Origin of the sequence: Amycolatopsis panacis (assembly GCF_003600245.1) — a bacterium.
In the GTDB taxonomy this organism is placed as follows: Bacteria; Actinomycetota; Actinomycetes; order Mycobacteriales; family Pseudonocardiaceae; genus Amycolatopsis; species Amycolatopsis sulphurea.
In genome coordinates, this window is sequence record NZ_QZFV01000097.1 from 26,397 (window position 1) to 52,833 (window position 26,437).

24 protein-coding genes and 1 pseudogene are annotated in these 26,437 nt (G+C 69.1%); 16 read left to right on the plus strand and 9 right to left on the minus strand.

Translation table 11 applies throughout. The features are described 5' to 3' along the window. Window positions 1–17: 17 nt before the first annotated feature. Window positions 18–1,691 (minus strand): class I adenylate-forming enzyme family protein, encoded by a 1,674-nt coding sequence (locus D5S19_RS20215; protein ID WP_120024910.1) that lies wholly within the window; start codon window positions 1,689–1,691, stop codon window positions 18–20. Window positions 1,692–1,831: 140 nt separating this feature from the next. On the opposite strand from D5S19_RS20215, the gene D5S19_RS20220 reads away from it, so the two are divergent. From D5S19_RS20220 to D5S19_RS20250, 7 genes and pseudogenes are all read left to right on the plus strand, one after another. Next, on the plus strand, window positions 1,832–1,918 hold the full coding sequence (locus D5S19_RS20220; protein WP_407641768.1) for a hypothetical protein: 87 nt from the start codon (window positions 1,832–1,834) through the stop codon (window positions 1,916–1,918). A 60-nt stretch (window positions 1,919–1,978) separates the two neighbouring features. After that, complete coding sequence (locus D5S19_RS33250; RefSeq protein WP_233574050.1) at window positions 1,979–2,173, plus strand: hypothetical protein; 195 nt, start codon at window positions 1,979–1,981, stop codon at window positions 2,171–2,173. Between the two features lie 154 nt (window positions 2,174–2,327). Further along, window positions 2,328–2,807, plus strand: a complete 480-nt coding sequence (locus D5S19_RS20230) for a DUF3558 family protein (RefSeq protein WP_158605574.1) — start codon at window positions 2,328–2,330, stop codon at window positions 2,805–2,807. A gap of 367 nt (window positions 2,808–3,174) precedes the next feature. Beyond that, window positions 3,175–3,513, plus strand: a complete 339-nt coding sequence (locus tag D5S19_RS20235; RefSeq protein ID WP_120024917.1) for an alpha/beta fold hydrolase — start codon at window positions 3,175–3,177, stop codon at window positions 3,511–3,513. Window positions 3,514–3,574: 61 nt separating this feature from the next. Further along, window positions 3,575–4,504 (plus strand): esterase/lipase family protein, encoded by a 930-nt coding sequence (locus tag D5S19_RS20240; RefSeq protein WP_120024918.1) that lies wholly within the window; start codon window positions 3,575–3,577, stop codon window positions 4,502–4,504. 339 nt (window positions 4,505–4,843) lie between these two features. Next, entirely contained in the window at window positions 4,844–5,266 is a 423-nt protein-coding gene (locus tag D5S19_RS20245) for a hypothetical protein (RefSeq protein ID WP_098514817.1), read from the plus strand. Window positions 5,267–5,484: 218 nt separating this feature from the next. After that, a pseudogene (locus D5S19_RS20250) lies at window positions 5,485–5,920 on the plus strand (DoxX family protein). Between the two features lie 44 nt (window positions 5,921–5,964). Here D5S19_RS20250 and D5S19_RS20255 read toward each other — a convergent pair. From D5S19_RS20255 to D5S19_RS20265, 3 genes are all read right to left on the minus strand, one after another. After that, on the minus strand, window positions 5,965–6,669 hold the full coding sequence (locus D5S19_RS20255; RefSeq protein ID WP_120024921.1) for a TIGR03089 family protein: 705 nt from the start codon (window positions 6,667–6,669) through the stop codon (window positions 5,965–5,967). Between the two features lie 21 nt (window positions 6,670–6,690). Next, entirely contained in the window at window positions 6,691–7,857 is a 1,167-nt protein-coding gene (locus D5S19_RS20260) for an LCP family protein (RefSeq protein WP_407641769.1), read from the minus strand. Between the two features lie 554 nt (window positions 7,858–8,411). Next, window positions 8,412–9,926, minus strand: coding sequence for an LCP family protein (locus tag D5S19_RS20265; RefSeq protein WP_233574052.1), 1,515 nt, complete (start codon window positions 9,924–9,926; stop codon window positions 8,412–8,414). 134 nt (window positions 9,927–10,060) lie between these two features. On the opposite strand from D5S19_RS20265, the gene rfbB reads away from it, so the two are divergent. Beyond that, window positions 10,061–11,053 carry a dTDP-glucose 4,6-dehydratase gene (rfbB, locus tag D5S19_RS20270; RefSeq protein WP_120024926.1) on the plus strand — a complete coding sequence of 331 codons (993 nt, stop codon included), beginning with the start codon at window positions 10,061–10,063 and terminating at the stop codon, window positions 11,051–11,053. Window positions 11,054–11,136: 83 nt separating this feature from the next. Further along, the gene (gene rfbD / locus D5S19_RS20275) at window positions 11,137–12,021 is read left to right on the plus strand and encodes a dTDP-4-dehydrorhamnose reductase (RefSeq protein ID WP_120024953.1); all 885 of its coding nucleotides are present in this window, start codon (window positions 11,137–11,139) and stop codon (window positions 12,019–12,021) included. Window positions 12,022–12,058: 37 nt separating this feature from the next. Here rfbD and D5S19_RS20280 read toward each other — a convergent pair whose 3' ends face one another. The 3 genes from D5S19_RS20280 to D5S19_RS20290 are packed head-to-tail and all read right to left on the minus strand — an operon-like array spanning window position 12,059 to window position 16,609. Then, window positions 12,059–13,144: a glycosyltransferase family 4 protein gene (locus D5S19_RS20280; RefSeq protein WP_120024927.1), complete on the minus strand. Its 1,086-nt coding sequence runs from the start codon at window positions 13,142–13,144 to the stop codon at window positions 12,059–12,061. After that, a complete protein-coding gene (locus tag D5S19_RS20285; RefSeq protein ID WP_120024930.1) occupies window positions 13,137–15,650 on the minus strand; it encodes a glycosyltransferase in 2,514 nt (837 codons plus the stop codon). Before D5S19_RS20285 ends, D5S19_RS20280 begins: the two co-directional genes overlap by 8 nt. 32 nt (window positions 15,651–15,682) lie before the next feature. Beyond that, entirely contained in the window at window positions 15,683–16,609 is a 927-nt protein-coding gene (locus D5S19_RS20290) for a glycosyltransferase family 2 protein (RefSeq protein ID WP_233574053.1), read from the minus strand. Window positions 16,610–16,627: 18 nt separating this feature from the next. Here D5S19_RS20290 and D5S19_RS20295 point away from each other — a divergent pair, with 18 nt between their 5' ends. Continuing rightward, the gene (locus tag D5S19_RS20295) at window positions 16,628–17,695 is read left to right on the plus strand and encodes a glycosyltransferase family 4 protein (protein WP_120024932.1); all 1,068 of its coding nucleotides are present in this window, start codon (window positions 16,628–16,630) and stop codon (window positions 17,693–17,695) included. 219 nt (window positions 17,696–17,914) lie between these two features. After that, entirely contained in the window at window positions 17,915–19,045 is a 1,131-nt protein-coding gene (locus D5S19_RS20300; protein WP_120024935.1) for a glycosyltransferase family 4 protein, read from the plus strand. Here D5S19_RS20300 and mptB read toward each other — a convergent pair. Beyond that, window positions 18,978–20,495, minus strand: coding sequence for a polyprenol phosphomannose-dependent alpha 1,6 mannosyltransferase MptB (gene mptB / locus D5S19_RS20305; protein WP_199730600.1), 1,518 nt, complete (start codon window positions 20,493–20,495; stop codon window positions 18,978–18,980). The genes D5S19_RS20300 and mptB overlap by 68 nt on opposite strands. Before the next feature lie 135 nt (window positions 20,496–20,630). On the opposite strand from mptB, the gene D5S19_RS20310 reads away from it, so the two are divergent. Beyond that, entirely contained in the window at window positions 20,631–21,494 is an 864-nt protein-coding gene (locus D5S19_RS20310) for a glycosyltransferase family 2 protein (protein ID WP_199730601.1), read from the plus strand. A gap of 40 nt (window positions 21,495–21,534) precedes the next feature. Here the strand turns inward: D5S19_RS20310 and D5S19_RS20315 are convergent, their stop codons facing one another. Further along, window positions 21,535–21,984 (minus strand): hypothetical protein, encoded by a 450-nt coding sequence (locus D5S19_RS20315; protein ID WP_120024936.1) that lies wholly within the window; start codon window positions 21,982–21,984, stop codon window positions 21,535–21,537. A 143-nt stretch (window positions 21,985–22,127) separates the two neighbouring features. Between D5S19_RS20315 and manB the strand changes: the two genes are divergently transcribed. From manB to D5S19_RS31775, 4 genes are all read left to right on the plus strand, one after another. Then, on the plus strand, window positions 22,128–23,207 hold the full coding sequence (gene manB, locus D5S19_RS20320; protein WP_120024937.1) for a mannose-1-phosphate guanylyltransferase: 1,080 nt from the start codon (window positions 22,128–22,130) through the stop codon (window positions 23,205–23,207). Continuing rightward, window positions 23,207–24,100: a DNA-3-methyladenine glycosylase family protein gene (locus D5S19_RS20325; RefSeq protein ID WP_120024938.1), complete on the plus strand. Its 894-nt coding sequence runs from the start codon at window positions 23,207–23,209 to the stop codon at window positions 24,098–24,100. The genes manB and D5S19_RS20325 overlap by 1 nt, the downstream gene beginning before the upstream one ends. Before the next feature lie 333 nt (window positions 24,101–24,433). After that, window positions 24,434–24,625, plus strand: coding sequence for a recombinase family protein (locus tag D5S19_RS20330; protein WP_147397465.1), 192 nt, complete (start codon window positions 24,434–24,436; stop codon window positions 24,623–24,625). Window positions 24,626–25,351: 726 nt separating this feature from the next. Beyond that, window positions 25,352–25,906 carry a hypothetical protein gene (locus tag D5S19_RS31775; RefSeq protein ID WP_147397467.1) on the plus strand — a complete coding sequence of 185 codons (555 nt, stop codon included), beginning with the start codon at window positions 25,352–25,354 and terminating at the stop codon, window positions 25,904–25,906. Window positions 25,907–26,437 lie beyond the last annotated feature (531 nt).

The window sequence follows — 26,437 nt, forward strand, 5'->3', positions numbered from 1 at the left end:
CGTTCTGGCGCGTGTGTTCAGTTCGGCTCGGGGAGTCGCTTGCGCAGCTCGCGTTTGAGCACCTTCCCGGCCGCGGAGACCGGGATCTCGTCCACGAAGTACAGTTCCCGTAACCGCTTGTACGGTAGTACCCGCTCGTTCACCGCGGAGATCAGCTGTGTGGCGTCCACTTCGGAGCCGGGTTGCCGCACCACGAACGCCACCGGAAGCTCGCCGACATCGTCGCGGGGCCGGCCGACCACCGCGGCGCCGAGCACTCCGGGCAGCGTGAGCAGCAGCTCCTCCAGCTCCCGGGGAAAGACGTTGTATCCCTTGTACAGCAACATGTCCTTCTTGCGATCCACAATAGACAAGTAGCCGTCCTCGTCGAGTACGCCGATGTCGCCGGTGTGCAACCAGCCCTGCACGAGGGCGTCGGCGGTCTCCTCCTGCCGGTTCCGGTAACCACGCATCAGCTGCGGTCCGCGTACGCACACCTCGCCCTCTTGCCCGTATGGCAACGGTTCCTCGCTCCCCATGGCGACGAGTTTCAGCTCGGTGTCGAAGATCGGCCTGCCGACAGAGCCCACCTTGCGCACCCCGGAGCGGTACGGGGGAGAGGAGATCGCGCCCATGGTCACTTCGGTCAGCCCGTAGCCCTCGGCGATCAGCACCTCGGGGAATCGTTCTTGCAGTGCGCGGAACATCTCGTGGCTCATCGGCGCCGCACCCGATCCGATGGTGCACACCGACGACAGATCCGCGGTGTGAAAGGAGGGCGTGGCCAGGAGTGCGGCGAACAAGGCCGGCGCCCCGCCGAGGGAAGTCACCCGGAGCCGTTCGGCTTCCGCGACAAAGGCGGCCGGGTCGAACCGGGCTTGCAGCGCGATCGTGGTCCCGGTGAGCAACGCGCAGTTCAGCCCGGCGATCACGCCCATCGCGTGGAACCACGGCGTCAGGTTGATCGTCACGCCGGTACCGAGCCGCGTGGGCCACTCCGCCGCGCTGCCGATCTGGTCCAGCACGACGTCGCCGTTCGCGTCGAGGGCCGGTACCGAGCCGCTACTCCAGCAGCCGTACTGCACGGTGTTGGCCACGATGTTGTAGTGGGTGAGCTCGACGCCTTTCGATCGGCCGGTGGTGCCACCGGTGTAGGCCAGATGGGCCAGCTCGCGGTGCACGTCGATCTCGACGTCCGGCCGGGAATCCGGTGCTCCCGCAAGGAACTCGCCGAACTCGACGCTGCCTTCGCCGAGTTCGTCCTGCGGGGAGACGACAATCCGCAACCGCGCCGGAATGCGGCCGGCGACCGCCGCGACGGTCTTCGCGGCCGCGCCGTGGGTGACCACGGCGGTGGCCCCGCAATCGGTGAGCTGGAAGGCGAGATCATCCGGCGGGAGCAGCGGGTTGGCCGGGCTGAAGGTGGCCCCGGCCAGCAGGGTGCCGTGGTAGGCGACCGGGTAGGCCAGGCAGTTGGGCAGATGCACGGCGACCACGTCGCCCCGCCCGATTCCGTGCGCGCGCAACGCGTTCGCGAACCGGCAGGCAGCGGTGTAGGTCTCGGCGAACGTGCGGCTCTCGCCGCCGAGCACGTACGCCGTGCGCGAGCCGTATCGGGCGGCGGCGCCGGCGAGTATCGACCCTGCCGGGACGCCCGGATAGTCAAGGGAGAAGGGCAATCCGGGCGGCGGCGTCGACGCGATGATGGCCATCGCTCGACTCTACGAACGGTGCGGATCGCGGCACAAGGACCAGAAGTACGGTGGTGAGCGGGCGGTAATACCGGGGACCGCTGTAGAGAAGGTGACTGGACGTGGCTGGGGGTCGGTATCGGCTCCCGGAGGAACGGATGATGCGGGACGCGAAGACAGCGCCGATTTACGGGGGGACGAACCGGATTCAGAAGGTCGTGATGGCGCGGGTCTTGGTGAAGGAGTGACGTTCGGGCGGGGCGCGGTCGGTGTCGCGTATGTCTGGTCTTCGGCTAACATCCTGCTTGTTGATCTTGCTGCTACCGGGGCGGCGAGCGATGCCGCCGATTCAGGTGGGCAGCTACGGTCAAGGCGGGGGCCACGAGTTCAGCGAAGACGAGATCGACGGAGTCATCAAGCAGTGGAAAGATCTGCTGGCCGACTTGCAAGATGATCTCGGGCACGCCATTGCCGTCCGAGACGTGAAGCCGCCCGCAGCATAAGGCGATGGTCGACTATACGAAGAAGTTCATCACGGCCTTGAAGGCTGCGAAGAACAAGGTCACGGTGGCGGAGCAGGAAGCAGCCGACTCCGCCAAGAAGTCTGGAGATGTCTGAGTGAGTGCACCCTGTTCTCGCCCGCGTCGCACCGGTGCTGTGGCGGCCCTTGCGATTCTCGCCGCAGCGTCGGTCGCCGCCTGTAGTAGTGGTGGCTCGGCCGGCGACAGCCTATCCTCGTCATCGTCAGTGCCGGATGCGTCATCGCCGGTCGACCCTGCGCTGAAGGTGCCTGCTCCGTTGCCGACGCAGGAGTTGCTGAGTAATCCGTGCAGCGCATTGACTGGCGCTCAGCTCACGGATATCGGGCTGGCCCCTCCGGGCAAGGTCTCGCAAGGTCCCCCCGCTCTGTGCGGCTGGTCCGCTGCCACGATTCCGGAAAATCGCGTGAACGTGGGAGCGGTGCCCCAAAACAAGGGCGGGATCAGCGACATCTACGCCCAGAAGGCGACCCAGGCATACTTCCAGCCGGTCACCGTCAACGGCTATCCCGGGGTCATCGCCGCCGCCGACGACTTGCGTTCGTCGGGACTTGCAGTTTGTGGGTGGGTATCACGGATCAGCTTGCCTTCACCGTGATCACCATGATCACCACTGGGCAGAACAAGCCCAAAACGTGTGAGACCGCGCAGAAAATCGGTACGGCGGTGATCACGCACCTGAAGGGCGCAGCCTGAGTCCTTCGCCGTGATCCCGGCGCCAGTCCACCGAGAGGCGCAGACCTTCCCAGCGGGCTAACGTCCGGCAATGGCGGCAAGGACGACGTCCGGTGGGCAGCAGGTGCACGGTCAGGGCGGGTTCGTCGCGTTGCGGATGGCCTTGCTCGTGCCGGAGCGGGTCACCGCGCTCGCTGTGCTCGGCACGTCGGCCGAAGCGGAAGGACGAGCAGGTCGCCGCCGGGTACCGCCAGCTGGCGGAGATCTGGGCCGGACAGGGAACGGACACCGTGGCGAAGATCTGCCTCGGCGACGCGGACGCCTCGGGCTGGATCCCGAAGTGGCGGGAGATCCGGGGCGAACGCCTGTCGCGGATCATGAACGCGCTCGTCGACCGGGACGGCGTGCTCGACCGCGCCGGTGAGATCGGCGCGCCGGCCATTGTTCCGCACGGGACGGCTGACCTGGCCTATCCGGTCGCCAGGGCGGAAGCTCTCGTCGCTGCGCTGCCGAATGCCGAGCCGCTGGTGACCATCGAGGGCGGGGCGCACTTCCTCGGTCTCAGCCACGCCGATGCCGCCACCCCGTACCTGCGGCGTTTCCTCGATGCGCAACCAGCCGGAAAATAACCGTTCCCATCGCCGCCGTCCCGCGTTAAGCAGGCATCGGGCGCACAGAGAGGTGGAGCGGATGGGCATGCGCGGTTTCGGGCGGCGGACGGTGGCCTTGGTGGCGGTGCTCGGGGGGATGGTCCTGAGTACCGGGACCGCCTCGGCGGAGCAGGATCCCACCGGGCCGGTTCAGCCCAACATCATCGCGGCGGCGATCTACTCCGTGGCACAGCCGACACTCGCGCCGCCAGGGGCGAACGACTGGAATTGCATGCCTTCCGCGGCGCACCCCAACCCGGTGCTGCTGTCCAACGGCACCACCGCCAACGCCTACGAGAACTGGGCGGGTCTCTCCCGGCGGCTGGCGGATGAGGGCTACTGCGTGTTCGCGGGCAACTTCGGCGGCTCACCGGGCGCTTTCCTGCAGACCGTCGGCCCGATCGCAGGTACCGCCGGGCAAATGGCGAGCTTCGGCGACAAGGTGCTGAAGGCCACCGGCGCGGCGAAGCTGGACGTGGTAGGGCATTCGCAGGGCGGGATGAACCCGCGGTACTGGATCAAGAATCTCGGTGGCGCGGACAAGATCGGCAAACTGATCGGCCTGTCGCCGTCGAACTATGGCACCAGCCTGTTCGGCCTGCTCAGCGCGATTCAGGCGATCCCGCCGGCCAGGGACCTGGTCGGCGCGGCGTGCCCGGCCTGTAATGAGCAGTCCACCGGCTCCGCCTTCCTCACCGATCTCAACGCGGGCGGCGACACCGTGCCCGGTGTGGACTACACGGTGATCCAGACGAGGTACGACGAAGTGGTCACGCCCTATACCAACGCTTACCTCAAGCCCGCGCCGAATGTCCGGAACGTTCTCCTGCAGAACGTGTGTGCGCTGGACTTCACCGATCACCTCGGCATTCCGTACGACCCGATCGCCCAGCGCGAGGTGCTCAACGCCCTTGATCCGCAGCACGCGGCCGCGCCGAAGTGCGTTTTCGTGCCCCCCGTGATCAGCTGAGCAAATGGGGTGTTCCGGTCCTCCGGAAGGCGCTCCGTGGTCGCCGGTTTTGACTACGGAGCGTCACGTGATGTCATTCTCTTGTATTGCTCGCATCTGCGCTTTCCGTTGTCCCGCTGCAGTGTGCAATTTTCCCGGACAGCCCGGTGGCCTGCGGGAACGTCCGGATCGGGTGGCCGGCATCCGGCTATCGCAACTCGGCTTCGCGTGCACGGGTTTTGCCGCCGAAAGACCCGTTTGCCCACGCGGAGGGTAAGAACGCGAACACTTTTCGACCCGGAAGGCCATTCTGGTCGCGGTTGGTTGTGCGACGCCGATCCGGATGTCACAGTCATCGGCATGTTCTGGCCCGTCCCCGAAACCTGGACGCCATACGACGAAGCCGAGCTCGTCGCAGGATGGCGGCTGTGGCTCGAGTTGAGCGACCGTGTGTGGCTCAGTGCGGCGTGGGACGGTACACCTTCGGATGCCGTACAGCCGCTGCGCGAACTTCTCGATGTCTTCGACGACATCGAGGACGGCTGCCGTGCCGCGGGCGAACCTTCGGACGAGTTCGGGCGGCTGATCCAGCCTCTCGTGCTGTCCGCGAGCGCGGTCATCGGCCTCTGGTGGGACGATCATGCGCCCTTGGACACCGACCGCGCCCGCACGCTGCACGAGGACTTGCAACGGTTCGCCACGCTCGCCGAGCGCGTGCTGACCGTGCTGTCCGTGCACGGCGGCTGGGCGGAACTCGACGCGGTCCGGCGTCGCCCGGCCTGAATCTCGTACCCGGCGAAGCGGTCCTTCGTCCTGCGGTAGTTCCTGTCTTCGCCGTGCGCCGTCGCCTGCGCTGTGCCCTGGGAACCGTGCCATGGCTGGGTTTCCGGTGCCTGTCGGTTTCCTGTCGATCACTCGACGGAGCCGCTGTGACGGTGCCGGGTGCCCTACCCCTCGGACGGGCCGGTTGAACTTTCACACACTTGGGAGTCCTGAGGCGTATGTTCGCTCGGGTCAAGGACGTCGCATTGCTGCTCGGCCGGCGTGGCGGTGGTGCTCTTCGCCCACGGCCTGCAGAAGTGGAACAACGGGGTCGAGGCCACCGCGGCGATGTTCGGCAAGGTCGGCATTCCGCTGCCGAGTGTGGCGGCGATCTTCGTGATCGTGCTCGAACTGCTCGGCTCGATCGCCTTCGTGGCCGGCTTCCTGCTGCCGCTGATCGCGGTGGGATACGCGGCCAACATGGCTGGTGCGCTGATCAGCGTGCACGCGGCCAACGGCCTCACCGGCGATGGTGGCTACGAACTCGTGCTGGTGCTCGGTCTCGCCGCACTGGCGCTCGGCTTCAACGGCGGCAGGCTGTCGCTTGACCACCTGCTGTTCCAGCGGCGACGGGAGGTCCGCCTCGACGCAAGCCCGGCGCTGGAAACCGCCTGAGCCCGGGGAGGGAACCCTGTCTGGGCAAGGGTTCCCTCCCCGCCTCACGCGGGGAGATCGGCGGTGGTGCGTTCGGCCTCGCGCCGGGCGGCCAGCTTCGCCGGGTCGGCATTGCTCACCTGCACCAGGTGCGCACCCGCGGCGAGCGGGACGAGCAGGCCGTCCAGTACTCCGTCCGGAATCGTCCAATCCACTGTGGACAGTACGCGATCGGTACCGTCCAGGCTGAGTTTTCCGGCCCGGGCGCGGGCTTCGGCGAGTAGTTCGTCCACAGTGGAGGACGTGAGGGCGGGGGTGTCACCGGGGATCGGCTGCGGCGGGAGGAACTGGTCACCGGACATCCGGGCCTCGGTCACATAGTCCAGCGCACCGTCGGCAGGTTCGGTGGTGAGGCCGCGGCCCATCGGGTCGAGCGACACGACCGCGACCGCGGGTGCGCGCACCTGCTGCTCGGGGCCGGTGAACACCACCCGCGCCCCGTCCGGCTCGGCGACCACGTTCGCCCCGCACCACCAGGCCCCGAGCAGGACGCCGGCGGTCTGCCAGTGCGCCGGCAGCAGCACCGCGACGTCGTCACCCGGCTCCACGTCGAACTCGTCCACCAGCCAGTTCGCCGTTTTCGCGGCCCAGTTCACGGTGGTCGCCACGGACAGCTCGACCCGGCTGCCGAGCCGGTCGTCGTAGTGCGTGATCAGCGGTTTCGCCGAGTTGGCCAGGAGCGGGCGGAGCAGCTGTTCGGTCAGGCTCATGCGCGCAAGGCTAGCCGGGGCTCAGTCCACGCAGGGCAGGCCCGGTACCCCGGAATCCATCTGACCGACCGGCGCCCCGGCCGCGCCGCCGCCCCCGGACGGAGCCCGCCCGGCGAGCCCCGCGACGAACTTCCGCACCTGATCCGGATCGACCTCCACGATGCTCTGCCCGTCCGGGCTGCGGCCGTTCGCGGTGACCACCGGGATCGTGGTGAAGTTGAGGTCACCGGAAGCCAGGCCCTTGAGCTGCCGGGCGAAATCCAGGACGTCGAGCCCCTCGTCGAGCACGATCGATCGGTGCACGGCGTCCATCAGGTTGTTCAGCGTGCCCGGATCGGTCAGCGTGCCCGCGGAGAGCACCTTGCGCAACGCGGAGGTGAGGAAGGTCTGCTGCCGCTTGATCCGGTCCAGGTCGCCGTTGGGCAGGTTCTTGCGCTGGCGGACGAACGAGAGCGCCTCGCCACCGGAGACGGTCTGCACCCCGCGGGTGAAGTTCGCGCCGGAGTCCTTGTCGGTCGTCGCGTGGTTCAGGCACACCTGCACCCCGCCGAGCGCCTCGGTGAGCAGGTAGAAACCGAGCAGGTTGACCTCGGCGTAGTGGTCGACGCGGACCTGGGTGAGATCCTGGACGGCCTGCAGCAGCACCCGCCGCCCGGCCGCGTCCGAATCGCGCTCCAGCTTGGCCTGATCGTGCTCGCCCCGCGCGCGCTGCTCGTTCTCGGCCGCCGCCTTCGCCACCCCGTACGCGGAGTTGATCTTGGACGGTCCGCGGCCCGGCACAGTGACCCAGCTGTCCCGCGGGATCGAGATCCCGGACGGTCTGCCGCCGTTCCTGGGAAACCGCAACAGGATGATCGTGTCCGTGTTGACGCCGGCTTTTTCCTCGGTACGCAGCGATTTCAGCATCTTGGGCGGCAGGGCGTTGCCTTGCGCGTCGGTCCGTGCGTCGCTGCCGACGAGCAGGATGTCGGTCCCGCCGTCGTTCGCGGACGGCGCCGGCGGCTCGCCCGGGCGAGGGGTGAGCACGTCGGTGGTGGAGACGTTGTTCTGCAGCCGATCCTTGGTGACGTAGGCATATCCGGTCGCCCCGAGGGCGAGTACGGACGCCAGCCCGAGGGCGATCCGGCGGGTCACCCGGCCTGCCCCCCCAGGCCTGCGGTGTGGCTGTTCGTCGGTGGCCTCGGTTATGCCGACGGTGGCGTCGTTGTCGCTGGCGACAGGGAGTTCGGCACGGTCGGTGTCGGCCGGGTCGTCTTCGGCGTCTGGCTTGGCGTGGCGGGGGCTGTAGTGGGACCTGGTGGTCTCCGCCGACGTCGGCCGGCTCGGGCCGGTGGGTTCGCTGGAAGTGGGGGATGTGGCGCCCGGGGCCTCGGCGGCCGGGCTGATGGGTGGCGGGTCGGCAGGGGAAGAGATCGCCGGGCTTTCGGAGGTGCCGTCTCGGGGCGCGGCTGCCGAAGCGGCTGATCCGGTCAGTGGCGTGGTCTCCGGGGCAGGTCCGGAAATGTCCGGTGCGTCCACCGGCCGGTCCGTGCTCTTCGGGCCTTTCGCACCTGCCGGTCCCGTCGCGCCGCCCTCGTCCGCGGGCCGGTCGGAACTGTCCGGGGGTGTGGCGGCGTCCGGATGTGCCGGAGCCGGGCCGTGGTCCGGCCGGTCCGGGTTCTTCCGCTCTTCATCCACCCCGCGTACCTCCCCACCTCGCCGGCTCGCGCTCCGTTGCCGAGCGCGCTGCCAGATGTCCGACTCTAGTTGACGCAGGGCACTTCGCCTGCCGTGATCGGCGGCGCGGCGGGCGTGACGGGGGTCGCTGAGGAAGACGAGGCGGGCGGGGCCGGCGCGACGGGCCTGGTGGGTGTGCTGCTCGCGGCACCGGCGTCCTTGCCCAGCAGCACCCGGACGTGGCCGGCGGCGACATCCGCGTCCGGTTCGGCCTGCGGGTTGCCGCCGAGGGACTGGCGGACCAGGTCCGCGGCCGCCTCCTCGGACGGGTGGTAGCGCAGCACGGTCACGGCCCGGGTGGACAGCTTCGTCGCGTCGGTCAGGTGGAAACCCTTGCCCTGCAACAGGGTTCGGGTCTGTGCCGCGGCGCCGGAACCGGAGCCGTCGAACAGATCCACGGTGATCGCGTCCGCGCCCGGCAGGTTCGCGGTGCTCGCCGGGGGCGGGGCGCCGTCCGAGGTCAGCCGGGTGACCTCGGCGTGCACCTTGGCCTGGTCCACGCGCAGCACGTCCGCGCCGCCGATCCGCGCGTTGCCCTCGGTGGGGATCGTGTGGAACTCGATGTTGCCACCGGTCAGGCCGCGCATCTGGTCGGCGAATTCGGCTATGTCCCAGCCCGCGGACAACACCACGGACTTCTTCACCGCCGAGATCAGGTCGGCCAGCTTCACCGGGTTCGCCAGCACCTCCGGCGAGAGCACCTTCCTCGCCAGCCCGGACAGGAACGCCTGCTGCCGGGCGATCCGGTCCAGGTCGTAGTTGGGCAGGCCGTACCGCTGCCGGACGAAGGCCAGCGCCTGCACGCCCTGCACACTCTGCTGCCCGGCGGGCAGGTCGATCCCGGACTTCTTCTCCTGCATCGGCGCCTTGAGGCACACCTGCACCCCGCCGATGGCCTTGGTGACCTCGTAGAAGCTGGCCAGGTTCACCTCGGCGTACCGATCGATCATGCCCGGTTTGCCGATGAACTTCTCCAGCGTGGCGACCAGGTTTTTGCGGCCGGCCAGCTTGGCCTGCTCGTCGATCTCCTTCAGGTCGCCGCCCTTGGCCTGCAGCGTCTTGAACGTGTCGTTGTAGGCGTAGACGTACGCGCTGTTGAGCTTGTGCTTGCCGAATCCGCCGGTGATCTCCACGTACGAGTCGCGCGGGAAGGAGACCGCGACCGCGTGCTGCCCGTTCTGGGGGATGTGCACCAGGATCATCGTGTCGGTCTGCTTGTCGCCCTCCGCTTCGCCGGCATGCAGCATGTCCAGCACCTCGCGGGGCAGCGGGTCGCCGTGGTTGTCGGTGCGGCTGTCCTGGCCGACCAGCAGGATGTCCATCGCGCCGTCGAGCGGTTTGGCCTGCGCCTGCTGTGCGCCGAAGATGTCGGTGGTGGCGAATCCGCTGCGCGGATCGCCGATGAACTGCCAGAAGTACCAGGTCAGCACCATGATCGCGACCGAGAGAAGGGACAGCACGACCTTGCCGCCGCGGCGCAGCACGAGCAGGACACCGCGACCGCGGTGCGCTGCCTCCGACGCCCCAGGCCACTCGGCCACGTGTCCCTCCCCGGACATGCCCTGCGCACTTCTGTCCCGCGACCCGACTCTACCGGCCCTCCGGCCCGGCACCCGTAGGCTGGTGTCCGATTGCCCGCACGGGCACAAGACGGTGGCAGGAAGGGTGGAGACGGATGCGAGTCCTCGTGACGGGCGGTGCCGGGTTCATCGGATCGCACTACGTCCGGCAGGTGCTTTCGGGGGCTTACCCGACGCTGGGTGATGCCGAGGTGGTGGTTCTGGACAAGCTCACCTACGCCGGCAACGAGGCCAACCTGGCCCCGGTCGCGGACAGCCCGCGGCTGCGGTTCGTCCGTGGGGACATCTGCGATACGGCCGTGGTGACCGAGCACATGCGCGGGGTGGACCTCGTCGTGCACTTCGCCGCCGAGTCGCATGTAGACCGTTCCATCCTCGGCTCGGCGGATTTCGTGCTCACCAATGTGCTTGGCACGCAGACCCTGCTGCAGGCCGCCCTGGAGGCGGAGGTCGGCAAGTTCGTGCACGTGTCCACGGACGAGGTCTACGGGTCCATCCAGGACGGTTCGTGGACCGAAGATCACGTGCTGGAGCCGAATTCGCCGTACTCCGCGTCGAAGGCGTCCTCCGATCTGATCGCGCGCTCCTACTCGCGCACGCACGGGCTGCCGGTGTGTGTCACGCGGTGCTCGAACAACTACGGGCCATACCAGTTCCCGGAAAAGGTGATCCCGCTCTTCGTGACCAACCTGCTCGACGGCAGGAAAGTGCCGCTCTACGGCGATGGCCTGAACGTCCGTGACTGGCTGCACGTGGACGACCACTGTCACGGCATCCAGCTGGTCGCCGACGGTGGGCGCGCGGGCGAGATCTACAACATCGGCGGCGGGACCGAGCTGACCAACAAGGAGCTGACCGGACGGCTGCTGGAGGCGGCCGGGGCCGGCTGGGAGATGGTCGAGCCGGTGGCCGACCGCAAGGGCCACGATCGGCGGTACTCGGTCGACATCGGCAAGATCAGCGCGGAGCTCGGCTACGCTCCGCGGGTGTCCTTCGAGGACGGCTTGGCGGGTACCGTGCGCTGGTATGCGGACAACCGGGCGTGGTGGGAGCCGCTGAAGGGCCGCGCCGCGCTCGGCACGTCCTGACGTCTCTCGCGGTCGGTGATCCGCGGCAGTCGATCCGCAGTAGCAGTTCGCAGCAGTAGTTCGCAGCAGTAGGAGGTGTGCCGGTGCGGCTGGCCCTGCTCGTGCCCGGCGGTTCCGGTCAGCTCGGCCGGGACCTGGTGGAATCCGTGCCGTCCGGGACGGAGGTGGTCGCGCCTTCCTCGGCGGAGCTGGATCTCACCGTCACCGGGGACGTGGTGTCCGCGGTCGGCTCACTTGCCGCGCGTGCGGCCAGATCCGGGGCTGTCCCGCTGGTGATCAATGCCGCGGCTTACACGGCGGTGGACGCCGCCGAGTCGGACGAGGCCCGCGCGTTCGCGGTCAATGTGGACGGTCCCCGGGTGCTGGCCGCGGCCTGCTCGTCGCACCGGGTGCCGCTGATCCATGTGTCCACCGACTACGTCTTCCCCGGCGATGCGAAGCGACCGTACGAAGTGGACGATGCGCTGGGTCCGCGCAGTGCCTACGGCCGGACGAAGGCGGCGGGCGAGGACGCGGTTCTCGGCTCCGGCGCCTCGTCCTGGGTGGTCCGGACCAGCTGGGTGTACGGCCGCACGGGGAACAACTTCGTGAAGACCATCGTGCGCCTGGAGGGCGAACGGGACCGCCTGTCCGTTGTGGACGATCAGGTCGGTTCGCCGACCTGGTCCGCGGATCTGGCGGCCGGTCTGCTCGAACTGGCCGGGGCGATCGTCGAAGGCCGTGGCCCGGCGGCGAAGGTCTTGCACTGCACGGGGGCGGGCGAGATCACCTGGTGCGGGTTCGCCCGCGCGATCTTCGAGGAGATCGGCGCCGATCCGGAGCGGGTGCAGCCGTGCACCACGGCGGAATTCCCGCGTCCCGCACCGCGTCCGGCGTATTCGGTGCTGTCGAACGCTTCCTGGCGCGAGGCCGGGCTCGCGCCGTTGCGTGGGTGGCGGGAAGCCTTGCACGGTTACTTCGCGTGCTGACAATCCGGCTCCGCGGTGAACTCAGTGGAGCCGGGTATTACCGTGCCACAGCCTGGTGATACGCCTCGACCGTCCGAAGTGCACAGTTGCGCCAGGTGAACCCGGCCGCGTGCGTGCGGCGCGCGGTCGAGGTGGTGGTCGCGTGCGGGTCGGTCACGGCTTGGCGGAGGGCGTCGGCCAAGCCGTCGACGTCGTCGTAGGGGACCAGCGTCGCGCAGTCGCCGGCGACCTCGCGCAGGGCCGGGATGTCGGTGCAGACCACCGCGACGTCCGAGGCCATGGCTTCCAGCACCGGCAGGCCGAAGCCCTCGTCCCGGGAGGGCAGCACCAGTGCGGCGGCGCCCGCGACCACCGCGCGCAGGTCCACATCGGACAGATAGCCGGTCTGTCCGGATCGGGGCAGCCGGGGGAATGGGCCGGGCCCGGCGAAGACCAGCGGCGGCAGGTCCGGGGCAGCGTCGTGTGCTTTGGCCAGCCACTCCAGGCCCTTGCGCGGCCCCGCGGCACCGGCGAACAGCAGGTACTTCTCCGGCAGCCGGAGTCTCGCGCGCACACCGTCCTCCGGCGGGCGCGCGGTGAACCAGGCCGGGTTCACGCCGAGCGGGGTCACCACGATCTTGTCCCGGTCCACGTCCAGCTTCTCCGCCACCGCGTCCGCGACCGCGCTGGTCGGCGTGCAGATCACGTTCGCCTTGCGGGCGCCGCGGCGGACGAGTTCGGGCAGGGTGCGGTCGGACGGGTTGAGTTCCCCGGGCTCGTCGAAGAACGCCAGGTCGTGGATGGTCAGCACCCCGGCGGCGCGGAATCGGCCGGGCAGCACGAAGTTCGTGCCGTGCACGACGTCGGTGGGGCCGGCGAACAGCTCGACCGGCGGCAGTTGCGAGCGCAGCCAGCTCGCGCGCAGCAGCCGCGCGGACACCGGCATACCGCGAGCCTGGACGCCGTGTGGCAGCACTTTGCGCAGCTTCCGCCAGCCGCGCAGGGTGAACGCGACCGCCCGAAGGTCCACTTCGGACAATGACGTGAGTTCTTCGCTCAGCGCGGCGGTATACCGGCCGATGCCCGTGCGGGCGCCGAGCAGCGGTGTGCCGTCCAGCAGGACCCGCAACGGACCCTCAGCCACGGCGCAACCGTTCGCGGGCGACCTTCACGACCCGTCCGGTGGCCCGCCGGGCCAACTCGCCCGGACCGCCCGCGGCCAGATATTCCTTCACCAGCGCCACGTCCCGGCGAACCAGCTCGGCGCCGCGCACCGGCGCGGCGGTGGTCAGATCCGCGGCCCCGGGCAGCCGGTCCGCGGCCGGGCGCGGGTTCCGGCAGAACTCCACCAGTGGCTTCAACGCCTCCGGCCACGCATAGCGCTGCGCGACCAGCCGCATCCGCTCGACGCAGCCCGCCGCGAATTCCTCGTCGTACAGCGTCTTTTCCAGCGCCGCCGCCAGTGCCTCGGCGTCCTCGGCGGGTACCACGACGCCCAGGCGCTCCGTTCGCACCAGGTCGGCGAATGCGTCCCCGTCGGTGGTCACGATCGGCAGGCCCGCCCACAGGTAGTCCAGCACCCGCGTGCGGAAGGCGAAGGTGGTCTCCACGTGCTCGTAGTGCGTGGTCACGCCGGTGTTCGCGTCGAGCAGCCAGTTCTGCCGGTCCGAATAGGGGACCCAGCGCTCGTTGAAGAAGACGTGCTTGTCGGTGAGCCCCAGCGAATCGGCCAGCCGCATCGTTCGCGCGCCGATATCCATCTCGGCGACCTCGGGATTCGGGTGTTTCATGCCGAGGAACACCAGCCGCGCGTCCTCCCGGCGCTGCCGCAGCAGGTCGACCGCGCGGATCAGGGTGAGCGGGTCGAACCAGCTGTACACGCCGCCTGCCCACAGCACCACGCGGTCGGTTTCGCCGAGGCCCAGCGTGGCGCGCAGGCCCGGCCCGGTGCGTACCGGCGCCCGCGGCGAAAGCCCGAACGGCACCACCGCGAGCAGTGACTGCGTGGTCGGGTCCGCGTCGTAGAGCCGCGGCGAGAGCCGGCCGAGCGCGGCGAGGTGGCCCAGCCAGAAATGCCGCTGCCGTTCCGAGGCGCAGAGGAAGAAATCGGCCCGCTCCAGCTGGGCGTCGAGCACCTTCGTGACGCCCGCCAGGTCGAGCGCGCGCTGGTCGTCCGGCGCGTCCTTGCCCTGTTCCAGCAGCTCCAGGTGCATCGGGTCGTAGACGTCGGCGACCACGATCTTGTGCTCGTGCTGCTTCTTCAGCGACGGGGCCAGCTCCAGCACGTGGCCCTGCAGGATCACCACGTCCGCCCAGCCGATCGGGCCGTCCAGGTCCCGGTGCTTGCCGGAGCTGATCCGGAACGCCGCGGGTGGCGGCGAGAGCAGCGGGTTGGTGGTGATCAGGTGCACGTCGTGCTCGGTGGCCAGCGTGGCGGCGATGTTCCAGGCCCGGATCGCCGGGCCGGCCATCCGCTCGGTGATCGCGTCGCCGGTCAGCACGAGGATCTTCCGCCGCTGCCCGAACACCTCCTCGATACCGAAGGCTTCGACGAGGATTTCGTGTGCCCGCAGGTAATCCGGCAGCGGATACGCGGGTTCGAGCGCCTTGCGCAGCAACGGCAGCAGATCGGCGTCCGTCCGCACCCGCGCGGCCTGTTCGGCGGCACGGGATTCGGCCAGCGACGGCATCAGCTCCACGAACCGGTCCACGGCCAGCACTCCGGCGAGCGTGGTGCGCGGCACCGCGACCGGGTCGGTCACCGCCGGGCCGACGCCCTTTTCGAGGTCCAGCTGATCCGGGTCGAGACCGCCGCGCGCGGTGGCGCGGCGCACGGCCAGCGCGAGCGCGGCGGGCAGCGCACGGGCCAGCGACTCGTCGGACAGGTTCTTGTACAGCGCGGCCAGCGCGTTGCGTTCGAGGAGGAAGGTCTCGCGGCCGCTCTCCGGCGCGTCGACGGCCGACATCGTGCCGTGATGGCGGTGGTAGGTGAGTGATTCCGGCACGTACCGCACGCGCCAGCCGCGCAGGTTCAGCCGCCAGCCGAGGTCGACGTCCTCGTAGAACATGAAGAATCGTTCGTCGAAACCGCCCAGCTCGGCGAAAACCGCGGCGCGCACGAACATCGCCGAACCGGTGCCGAAGAGCACGTCCTTGGCTTCTTCGTGCTCGGCCGCGGGCACTTCGGCGAGCGGGCTCCCGGCGTGCCGCTTGTAGCCCATGCCGAACCAGGTGAGCCCGGCGTCGACGAAATCGGTGCCGGTGCCTTCCCAATCGAGGACTTTGCTCGCCACCGCGGCGACGCCCGGTTGGGCGCGCAGTTCGGCGACGGCTGCGGAGACCCAGCCGGGGGCCGGGCGGGCGTCGTTGTTGAGGAAACCGAGGACGGTGCCGTTCGCGTGTTTCGCGCCGAGGTTGCAGCCGCCCGCGAACCCGGTGTTGACCGGGGATTCGATGAGCCGCACGTCCGGAATTGCGGCACGGATGCGGGCCACGTCTTCGCCACCGGAGGCATTGTCGACGCAGATCAGCTCGACGTGCTCGTAATCGAGTCCGGAATCGAGCGCCCGCAGGCAGGTGATGGTGTCGTCGGTGCCGCGGTAATTCACCACGATCACCGAGACGAGTGGTTGCGGGTCCCCCAGCGCCAAGACAAGCTCCTGTCCCTTGATGTGCGCTCAGCTTAAAGGCCCGCCCACGCCTCCCAGATCACCCCTCGTCCGAGGGCCGCCACGCGCGATATCCGGCGGCGTTCGCGCAGCGTGCGGGGCATTCGGAGGGCGATCTCACCGAGTACCCGCCAGCGCAGCCCGGTGGCGAAGTTCGCTGCGGTCGGACGGCCGCGGCGAAGCGGCAGCAGCACGGTGAGCGCGGCGAACCGCGCCAGCTCGCGTACGGCGACCACGGTCGGCGCGCAGCGCAGCAGCATGAGCAGACGGTTGCGCTCGTTCCAGCGATGGAACAGCGGCGAGCCAGGCTGCGTACTGGCGCCGTGCAGGTGACGTACGCGAGCGTCGGCGGCCACCACGTGCCAGCCCGCCAGCCGTAGCCGCCACGCGGTGTCGGTGTCCTCGTAGTAACAGAAGAAGCCCGCTGGCACGCCGCCGACCGCGCGCACTGCGTCGGTGCGAAGCAGCGCCGCGCCCCCGCAGAAGCCGAACACTTCGTCGGTGGGTTCGGTGAGGTCGGCACCGTGTCCGTCGGCGGTCAGCCGTACGCCGGCGGATTGCGTATGGCCGTCAGGCAGCTCCATTCGCGAGGTGACTGCGGCGGCCAGCGGTTGCGCGGCGAGGGCGTCTTCCAGCTCGGCCAGCCAGCCGGGCGCGGGTTCGGCGTCGTCGTTGAGCCAGGCGACGCGGGGCGTGTCGATCGTGTCGAGCGCCTTCGCCATCGCGCCCGCGTACCCGGCGTTGCGGCGCAGGCGGACGACCTCCGGCCGGCTTGGGTGCGCGGCGAGCAGCGCGGAGGTTCCGTCGTCCGAGGCATTGTCCACCACGAGCGTCCGATGTGGACGATCTTGGGCGGCCAGCGCGTCCAGACAGGCTGTGATGTGGTTTGCCCCGCGCCATGTCACGACAACGACGGTGGTGCCGAAATCCCCGCTGGTCACCTGGAGGACAATAGCGCCGTGCCCGAACTGGTCGTGCTCGCCGAGCAACTGCTGGCTCCCGTTCCGGGCGGCACCGGCCGGTACACGGCTGAGCTGCTACCCGCACTGGCGGCCACTGCGCCTTCCGGCTGGACTGTGTCCAGCGTCGTCACGCGGCATGCCGACGTGTCCGCCGCGCGGATCGAAGGGGTCGAAGGCCCGCGCATGTTGCGGCTGCCGCCGCGGGCGGCGATCGCGACGTGGCAGATGGGGTTCCCGTGGTGGCCGGGCGGCGACGCGGTGCACGCGCCCACGCCCTTCGCGCCTCCGCGCGCCCCGGCCGGGCGCACGCTCACCGTGACCGTGCACGACACGGTGCCGTGGACGCATCCGGAGACGCTCACCGCGCGTGGCGTGAGCTGGCACCGGTCGATGATCGCGCGGGCCGCCCACCGGGCGTCCGGCCTGATCGTGCCGACCCGCGCCGTGGCGGACGAGCTGGCAGTGCTGGTCGACGTGACCGTGCCGGTGCGCGTCGTGCCGCACGGGGTGACCGTGCCGGAGGGGTCCGCGGAGCTGGACCTGCCGGCGCGGTACGTGCTGGCTGTCGGCACGATCGAACCGCGCAAGGGCATGGACGTGCTGGTGGACGCCGTGGCGCAGCTGGACGGCGTGGCCCTGGTGATCGCCGGGCAGCCCGGCTGGGGCGAGATCGACCCGGCCCGGCTGGCCGCCGACCGCGGCCTGCGGGAGGTGCGCCTGCTGGGCAAGGTGACGGACGCGGAACTGGCGACCGCGATGCGCGGGGCGGCCGTCCTCGCCGTCCCGAGCCTGGCGGAGGGTTTCGGGCTGCCGCTGCTGGAAGCGATGGCGATGGGCGTCCCGGTGGTGCACACGGATGTGCCTGCCTTGACGGAGGTGGCCGATGGGGCTGGTGTGGTGGTGCCCCGCGGGGATGCTCCGGCCCTGGCGAACGCGCTGCGGGGGGTCCTGGACTCGCCGGAGCGAGCGGCCGAGCTGACGAAGCTGGGCCGGGAGCGGGCCCGGACGTTCACCTGGCGAGCCGCCGCCGAAGCGGTCTGGGCCGCTCACCGGCGCCCCTCCTGAGTTGCAGGGCTGTGAAGGGACCCTTCACAGCCGCAGAGTCCGTGAAGGGTCCCTTCACAGCCTTAGCCATCCGGGGAGGGGGGTGAGGGGTGGGTGCATAGGGGAGTGGGTGCGACGTCGGTCGTACTCCGGATGGGTGGGTAGTGGTGAGTTTGTCGGTTCCGTACCTGTGCGTTGGGTGATCGCCGTACGCTGCACCTCGTGACCGGTAATCCCCGTGTGCTGATCGATGCGACCGCGGTGCCCGCGGACCGGGGTGGGGTCGGGCGATACGTGGACTCGCTCGTCGCGGCACTGGATCAGGACGGGGCGCGGCTCACGGTGGTGTGCCAGCCCCGTGACCTGCCGCTTTACCGCCTGCTCGCGCCCGGCTCGCGGGTGGTGCCGGCCTCCCCGGCGACCTCCACCCGGACAGCACGGCTGACTTGGGAACAGGCCACCTTGCCCCGGCTCGCGCGGCGGCTCGCGGCGGACGTCGTGCACTCGCCGCACTACACGATGCCGCTGGCCAGCGGAGCCGCTTCGGTGGTGACGCTGCACGACGCGACCTTCTTCACCGACGCCGTGCTGCATTCGTCGGTCAAGGCCCGCTTCTTCCGCGCCTGGACGGCGACGGCGCTGCGCCGGGCGACCCTCTGCGTGGTGCCCAGCCAGGCGACCGCCACGGAACTCAGCCGGGTCAGCCCGGTCCACCGGGCCGAGCTGGAGATCATCTACCACGGCGTGGACACCGACAGGTTCCACCCGCCATCGCCGGAGGAGATCGCGGCCGCGCGCGCCGCCGTCGGGCTGGGCCGCGCGCCGTACGTCGCGTTCCTCGGCGCGCTCGAACCGCGCAAGAACGTGCCCGCGCTGATCCGCGGGTACGCCAAGGCCGTCGCCGGGCAGCGGGAGGCGCCCGCGCTCGTGCTGGCAGGTCAGCCCGGCTGGGACACCCAGGTCGAACGGGCGCTGGACGCGGTGCCCCACCGGTTGCGGGTGATCCGCGCCGGCTACCTGCCCTTCGGCACGCTCGCCGGGTTCCTCGGCGGGGCGGAGCTGGTCGCGTACCCGAGCCTCGGCGAGGGGTTCGGCCTGCCGGTGCTGGAGGCGATGGCGTGCGGCGCGGCCGTGTTGACCACCCGGCGGCTGTCGCTGCCCGAGGTAGGCGGCGACGCGGTGGCGTACTGCGGAGTCGGCGCCGGCGACGTGGCCGCCGCGCTCACCGAGCTGCTCGACGACTCGGCCCGCCGGGCGTTCCTCGCTGCGGCTGCGCAGCGTCGGGCGAAGGACTTCTCCTGGGCTACGACGGCGGAGCAGCATCGGGAGGCGTACGCGAAGGCGTGGTACCAGCACCGCCGCCGACGCTGACCGGCGTCGCCCGGTTCATCCTTCGCAGCACCAGGAAAGCGCCCACGACGAAGGCGACCGCGATCGCGTAACCGGCGATGAGCAGCCCCACATGCCCGGCGAAGTTCCCTCCGCGCGGAGGCAGGACGACGGCGAACACCGCGGACAGTGCGACCAGCCAGTTCCGTGCCCGGCCGGACGGCAGCGAAGCGGCGAGCGGGAGCACGGCCCACAGCAGATACCACGGCTGCACGGCCGGTCCGAACACCACGAGCAGGGCGAGCATCAGCCCGAGCGACCGCACTTCGTCGATCCGGCCGGTCCACTGCCGGCGCAGGACCAGCGCGATCCCGGCCGCGCTCACCACGTACCCGATGATCCGGCCGACGCCGATCATGGACTGGGTCAGGTGCGCGCCGAACAGCGAGCCGATGCCGCCGATCAGGAAGCCGAACCAGTTCGTCGGCGCCATCCAGCTGTTCACCTGCCCCGAGGCGCCCAGTGCCGAGATCCAGCCGAACCCGAGCCCGGTCGCCAGCGAAACCAGCACGGACACCACCGCGAACCCGGCGACCATCCCGGCACCGGCGAGCAGGAAGTCACCGAGCCGTGCCCCACGGCGCTGGGCGAGCGCGGTGCCGACCGCCGCCAGCGCGACCAGCGCGGGCAGCTTCACCTCGGCGCCGAGCGCGATCAGCACCACCCCGGCGGTCAACGGCCACCAGCGGACTTTGTCCGCCAGTGCGTCGAAGGCGAGCGCGGTGCCGGCCAGCATCAGGCCGAGCATCAGCGCGTCGTTGTGCGCACCGGCCACGAGATGCCAGAGCACCAGCGGGTTCAGCGCACCCAGCCAGAGCGCGACCCGCGGCGAGACGCCGACCCGAGCGGCCAGCCGAGGCAGCGCCCACACGATCAGCACCAGCGCGAGGACCTCGACCAGCCGGTGCAGCACCAGCCCGGCCACCGGGTTCCCGCCGCAGAGCTGGGCGATCACCCGTTCCACCGCACCGAAAAGGGGACCGTACGGCGAGGGCGTGTTCTGCCAGTACCCACTGACCCGCTCGACGATCGCGGAACCCGCGCCGAGCCCGTCCAGCGGCCCGACGGTGTTCGGATCGAGCCCGCGCGCGGCGATTTCCCCTTGGGCCAGATAGCTCGACACGTCTCCGCTGAACAACGCGGGCACGGCCAGCAGCGGCAGGCACCACAGTGCGACTGTCCACTTCAGCCACCCGGCACCGGGCAGCTCACGCCCCAGTGGGAGCAGCACCCAGCACAGCACCACCAGGCCGACGCCGCCGACCCCGCCGGCGAGCGCCAGCATCGACGCCCCCGGCGTCGACGGCCCGACCAGCACAGCCACCGCGAGCAGCACTCCACCGCCGAACCCGGTCCAGCGAAGCACTCTCGACGACGGCCATCCCCACCGTCCATTTCGGTCGGCGACGAGCTGGGAAAACCATTGCCACATAACCGAAGGCTATCTGCCGTTTTCGTAGGCTCCGCGGACCGTACAGGCGACGATCCGGAACGTCCGGTGTGGTGACCCGCAGTGACCGCGATGGTGGGCCTTGGTGACTGTCCGTGATCGGTGGACAATGGCCCGGTGACTGAGCAGCGCACGTATGGCGACCGGGTCGGGATCGTGACGGTGACCTATTTCGCCGGGGACACGCTCGAGAAGTTCCTCGACACCCTGGAGAAGGCGACCGAGCGGGACGTGCACGTCGTGGTCGCGGACAACGCCTCCACGGACGGGGCGCCGGAGCGGGCCGCCGAGCGCGAGAACGTCACCCTGGTCAGCATCGGCGAGAACGTCGGGTACGGCACGGCCGCCAACCGGGGGGCCGCCGCTCTCGACGACAGCTACGGCTGGATCGTGGTGGTCAACCCGGATCTCGAATGGGAGCCCGGCGCGCTGGACGCGTTGCTGGACGTGGCCGGCCGGTGGCCGCGCGGGGGCGCGTTCGGGCCGCTCATCCACGATCTCGACGGCACCGTCTACCCGTCGGCCCGGCTGCTGCCCTCGTTCGGGCGGGGGATCGGGCACGCGGCGTTCGGCAAGATCTGGCCGGGCAACCCGTGGACCCGCGAGTACCGCCAGGAGAACGCCGCGCCCGCGGAACGGGTCTCCGGCTGGCTTTCCGGCTCCTGCCAGCTGCTGCGCCGTGAGGCGTTCGACTCGGTCGGCGGCTTCGACCCGCGCTACTTCATGTATTTCGAGGACGTCGACCTCGGCGACCGGCTGGCGAAGGCGGGCTGGCTGAACGTCTACGCGCCGTCGGCGGGTGTGATGCACATCGGCGGGCACTCGACGGCGCAGGCCTCGGCGAAGATGCTGCGCGCGCACCACGCGAGCGCCTACCGCTACCTCGCAGACCGGCATCAGGGACTGCGCTGGAAGCCGGTGCTGGCCGCGGTGAAGCTGGGCCTGGCGCTGCGCGTGAAGCTGGAGACCCGCCGGGGCTGACGGGACCGGCCGCCCCAACCGGCGCCGGTCCGTCAGCCGGTCACAGACCGTCGAGACGGCGGGAGAGGTTCGAGCGGCCGCTGGTCTGCTTGATCGTCGGGACCAGGCCGGTCATCTCCGCCTCCGCGGGGTCCTTCAGCGGGGTCGGCACCGGCTGTGCCTTCGGACGGGGCAGCAGCGGGGTCGGCTTCGCCTCGGGGCCGCTGGAGACGTCGAGGGGCTGCGTCGGGTTGGTCCGGGCGAGCGGATGCTCTCCCGGGGTGGTCGGCGCGTGGCCGTTCAGCGGATGGTCGTGCTCCGCGATCAGGGACGCGGGCAGCTGGGTGGTCGTGTCCGGGTCCTGCCCGTCCAGTTCGGCGACCACCGCTCTGGAGATCTGCTGGGTGTTGGAGGCGTCCATCGGTGACGTCATGTTGTCCGGCGTCACCACGAAGGCGCCGCGGGACCGTGCGCGTGCGAGCAGGGCATCCGCGCGATCGCGGGGGTCCATTCCCCTCGGCCTCCCGACTGAGCAGGGGCCCCTCTGCGGAAAGGCCCTCCTGTTTCGTGTCTAGGGTAGGCCCTCGGGGGCCAGGCCGCCCACGTTTCCCGCGGGCTTGTCGCCCAGTGGTGCGTGATACAAAGGAGAATTCTGTGACGCCCGAGATCGAGGCCGACGCGGTCGTGCTGGTGGGGGGACGGGGCACCCGGCTGCGCCCGCTCACGTTGTCGGCGCCCAAGCCGATGCTGCCGACTGCGGGAACCCCCTATTTGAGCCACCTGTTCTCCCGCATCCGTGCCGCGGGGATCCGGCATGTCGTGCTCGGCACGTCGTACCGGGCGGAGGTCTTCGAGGAGTACTTCGGCGACGGGTCCGCGCACGGGCTCGAACTGGAGTACGTGGTGGAGGACGAGCCGCTCGACACCGGTGGCGCGATCCGCAACGTGCACGACCGGCTGCGCGCGGACCACGCCATCGTCTTCAACGGCGACATCCTCTCCGGCGCCGATCTGCGCGCGCAGCTGGGTATGCACGTCGAGACCGGCGCAGACGTCACATTGCACTTGCAACGAGTTGCGGACCCCAGCCGGTTCGGCTCGGTGCCGACCGATCGCGACGGCCGGGTCACGGCATTCCTGGAGAAGACGCCGAATCCGCCGACCGATCAGATCAACGCCGGGTGCTACGTCTTCCGCCGCGCGGTCATCGAGGCGATCCCGGCCGGGCGGCGGGTGTCGGTGGAGCGTGAGACGTTCCCGGGGTTGCTCGCCGACGGCGCGCACCTGCATGGTTTTGTCGACTCTTCGTACTGGCTCGACGTCGGGACGCCGGAGGCTTTCGTGCGGGGCAGTGCGGACTTGGTCCGCGGCGTCGCGCCGACCTCCGCGCTGGCCGGTCCGACGGGGGAGTCGCTGGTATTGGCCAGTGCGTCGGTCGATGCCGCGGCCACTCTCGACGGCGGTACGACGGTGGGTGCGAAGGCCGTGGTCGAAGCGGGAGCGAAGGTCACCGGCTCGGTCGTGTTCGACGAAGCCGTGGTCGGCGCGGGGGCGACTGTGGAACGTTCCGTGCTGGGTCGCGGGTCGCGGGTCGGCGCGGGCGCGGTGCTGCGCGGGGTGGTGCTCGGCGACGGCGCGAGCGTCGGCGCGGGCTGTGAACTGCTCGACGGCGCGCGTGTGTGGCCGGGTGTTTCCCTGCCGGACGGCGGCATCCGTTTTTCGAGCGACGCGTAATGGAGTGGCGTCCGCCGTTCCCGCTGGACCTGGCCGCGGTGCTGGGTCCGCTCAGTCGTGGACGGGGGTCGCTCAACTTTCGCGCGCACCGTGGGGTGTGGTGGCTGGCGGCCAATACACCCGGCGGCAAGGGCACGCTCGCGCTACTGCGTCGTCCGGACGGCGTGGTTGAAGCCGCGTCCTGGGGCGACGGCGCGGATTTCCTCCTGGCCGGCGTGCCCGCCTTGCTCGGCGCCGAGGACGACGACACCGGTTTCGTCGCCCATCACGAGGTGCTCGCGCAGGCCCGGCACGAGCATCCGGGACTGCGACTCGGTTCGACCGGGCGGGTGTGGGACGCGCTCGTGCTCGCCGTGCTCGAGCAGAAGGTGACCGGCAAGGAGGCGATCCGTTCGTGGGCGCGGCTGTGCCGATGGTTCGGCACACCCGCGCCCGGACCGGCGCCGGAATTCCTGCGGGTACCCCCGGATCCGGCCGCGGTTCTGTCTATTGTGGACTGGAACTGGCACCGGATCGGCGTGGACCTCAAACGGCGCACGACCATCATCGAGGCCGCCCGCGTCGCGCCACGGTTGGAGGAGGCGGTCCAGCTGGCCGGCGCCGAAGGCCGCGCCCGGCTGCGCAAGGTGCGCGGCATCGGCGTGTGGACGGCGGCGGAGATCGCCCAGCGCGCCTGGGGCGACCCGGACGCCGTCAGCTTCGGCGACTACAACATCCCGTCCATGGTCGGCCACGCACTACTGGGCCACCGCATCGACGACGAGGCCATGGCGGCGCTGCTGGCCCCGTATGCCCCGCATCGGCAGCGCGCTGTCCGGTACCTGGAGACTTCCGGCATCCGCGCTCCGCGGTACGGGCCGCGCATCGAACTCCGCGACTACCGCGCGATGTGATGGGCTGTGAAGGGAACCTTCACAGCCGCAGAGTCCGTGAAGGTTCCCTTCACGGCTTTGCGACTTAAGGGTCCGAAACCATGACAGTGCGGAAGAAGCGGCCTGGACCTGGGGTTGTGCAGGTCCAGGCCCGTTGTCCTGAGGGCATCGGTATCGGAGAAGCCGTCGGACGGCTGTGCACGGCACGTATGGGCTTTGACCTGCGGCTGTCGGCTAGAGCTGGTGCGCACGGTAGAGGGTCCGATGGTGGCCGAAACCCGGCTAGGTGCTGGGAGTTTGTTCGTGGGTAGGGCGCTGACCCGTCAGCTGATGAGGGCGGCTGCGGGTGAGCGCGTGCGGCTGCAGGTGGTGATCTATGCGCGTGCCTCGGAGGACGGCAAGGGGCGCAAGGTCTCGGTTGCGTCGCAGATTGCGCAGGGGCGTCGGTGGTGTGAACGGGTCGGCGCGGTCGTGGTGGCGACGTTGGTCGACAACGATCTGTCGGCGTCGCGGTATGTGACTGAGGAACGACCGCCAAACAGGTGATCTCGTTCGTGGATGCGACAACCCCGGGCATTAACCCTCAGTGAGAAGATTCGGGTATCGAGGTGACTATTTTGGAGGAAAAGAAATCGATATAGTGTGTGATTTCCTCACTGTGGATAATCGCGAGGAAGCGGAGATTCTCAGTTGTTCTGCAAACATCGGGCCAACTGGGGTCAGTCGATCGTGGAACTTGACCACATCATCAGGTTAGGGGTAGGAATGAAGAGAAGGGTGGCATCGGGCGACTGAACACCATAAAATAGGGGGATTGATGATTCGCACCATACGCATTTTTGCAACCACTGCAATAATGCTCCTCGCGTCCGCTTCCATTGCTGCTGCAGCGCCACTGCCAGATCCGCCACATAAGCCGAACTGTGGAAGTGATATTGAATCCGTGTTCGTCAAGGGTGGCCGCAGTTCTACCAGCTTCAGGATTGTCGGCACCAACTTGTGGCGATGGCTGGGGCAGGATGGAGGAGGAATCGTCCACACTTACGTGAACGCTCCGGGAATGAGCCAGAAGCACTTTCAATCGGGAGCTTCTGGTAGAGGTGGGGCTCGGTCTGGCCTAATTACCGTGACAACCGCGCGTCACAACATCAGCCTGTATGTAATGCTCAATAATGACCATAATGACACGTTGTGCACCAAGTCCATGGGAGTCTAGAGCGTACTCCGCTGCCTTCGCTGCAAGAATCACGGACTGGGTGTAGATTGGAGACTATGACAGATGACACCCTGGGTAGGGTTAACGCTTTGCGTATCATCAACGCGCTAACTCTACCCGTTCCACTGGCCTTTGGCCTGCCGCCGAATCGACGCGTTGACCTCATGCCTGAGGACTGGGTGGAGATTAGGGAAACCGTACCGGTCGATGGATATTTGGAAATCTCGGTAGACGACATCGAGGGCTCCTCAATCTGGGTCCACGAATGGGAATCGGGAGTAACTGAAGTATTGCTCAACGGTTCTCCGCGTCTGTTCGCTCCGGCGGTTCGAAACAACAATCCGGAGCTTCGTCAGCGTGGATGGCCGACCGGGGATATTCGGACTACTTCCAGCGGGATTTCGGTTGGCTTGCTACTGGATGACGGTCGCTCAGGTGTAACACGATTGCGTGTTGAGCAGCAAGGTGAAACTAAAACTTACACAGGATCCGGTCGGACGCCCATCTGGTACTCGGGAATCGGATTCGAAGGTACCCCGCCGAAACTATTTGTCGAGCCCGATGGATTGCGGATTGTAGCGAGCGAAGGCCACGTGGCTTTGGACTACTGAGATAGGTTGCCAGGAATTCTCGGAATTCTACAGTGTGCGCATTTTGCGCGGCAGCCGGTAGGTGGGCATTATAGTGGCTAGCCAGATGAACACCCGCAAACGCCCGCCCCGTTTGCGTCCACGTCGGGTCCACTCGGGCGATGCCAGCAGTAGCCGCCGGACGTGCCGGGTGCCGATCAGGCACACGGCGAGTCCCCGTCGTGGGTCGGGGCCTTCTGCTTGATCTCGGCCAAAGTGCGTTCCACGGCCGAGATCTATGTGGGCCTCGCCATGTTCGACATCTTCCACGTAGCCCGACACGCCCAGCAGCTTCTTCCCCGCGGCTATCTACGCACCGGCTTGCGGCTGTTCCGCTGGGGGGCCTGGCAGGCCTGGGCTTCGTGGCTGAGAAGCTGCTCTACTCCCTAGATCAACTTGGTTGATGAGTTCTTCGTATTTGTGTCAAGTTTCAGGGTGCGGGCTTGAGGCGGGCGTGGTTGATGTAGTCGTCGACGTGGTGGTTGAGGGTGCGCAGGGCTTGCCGCAGCGGTG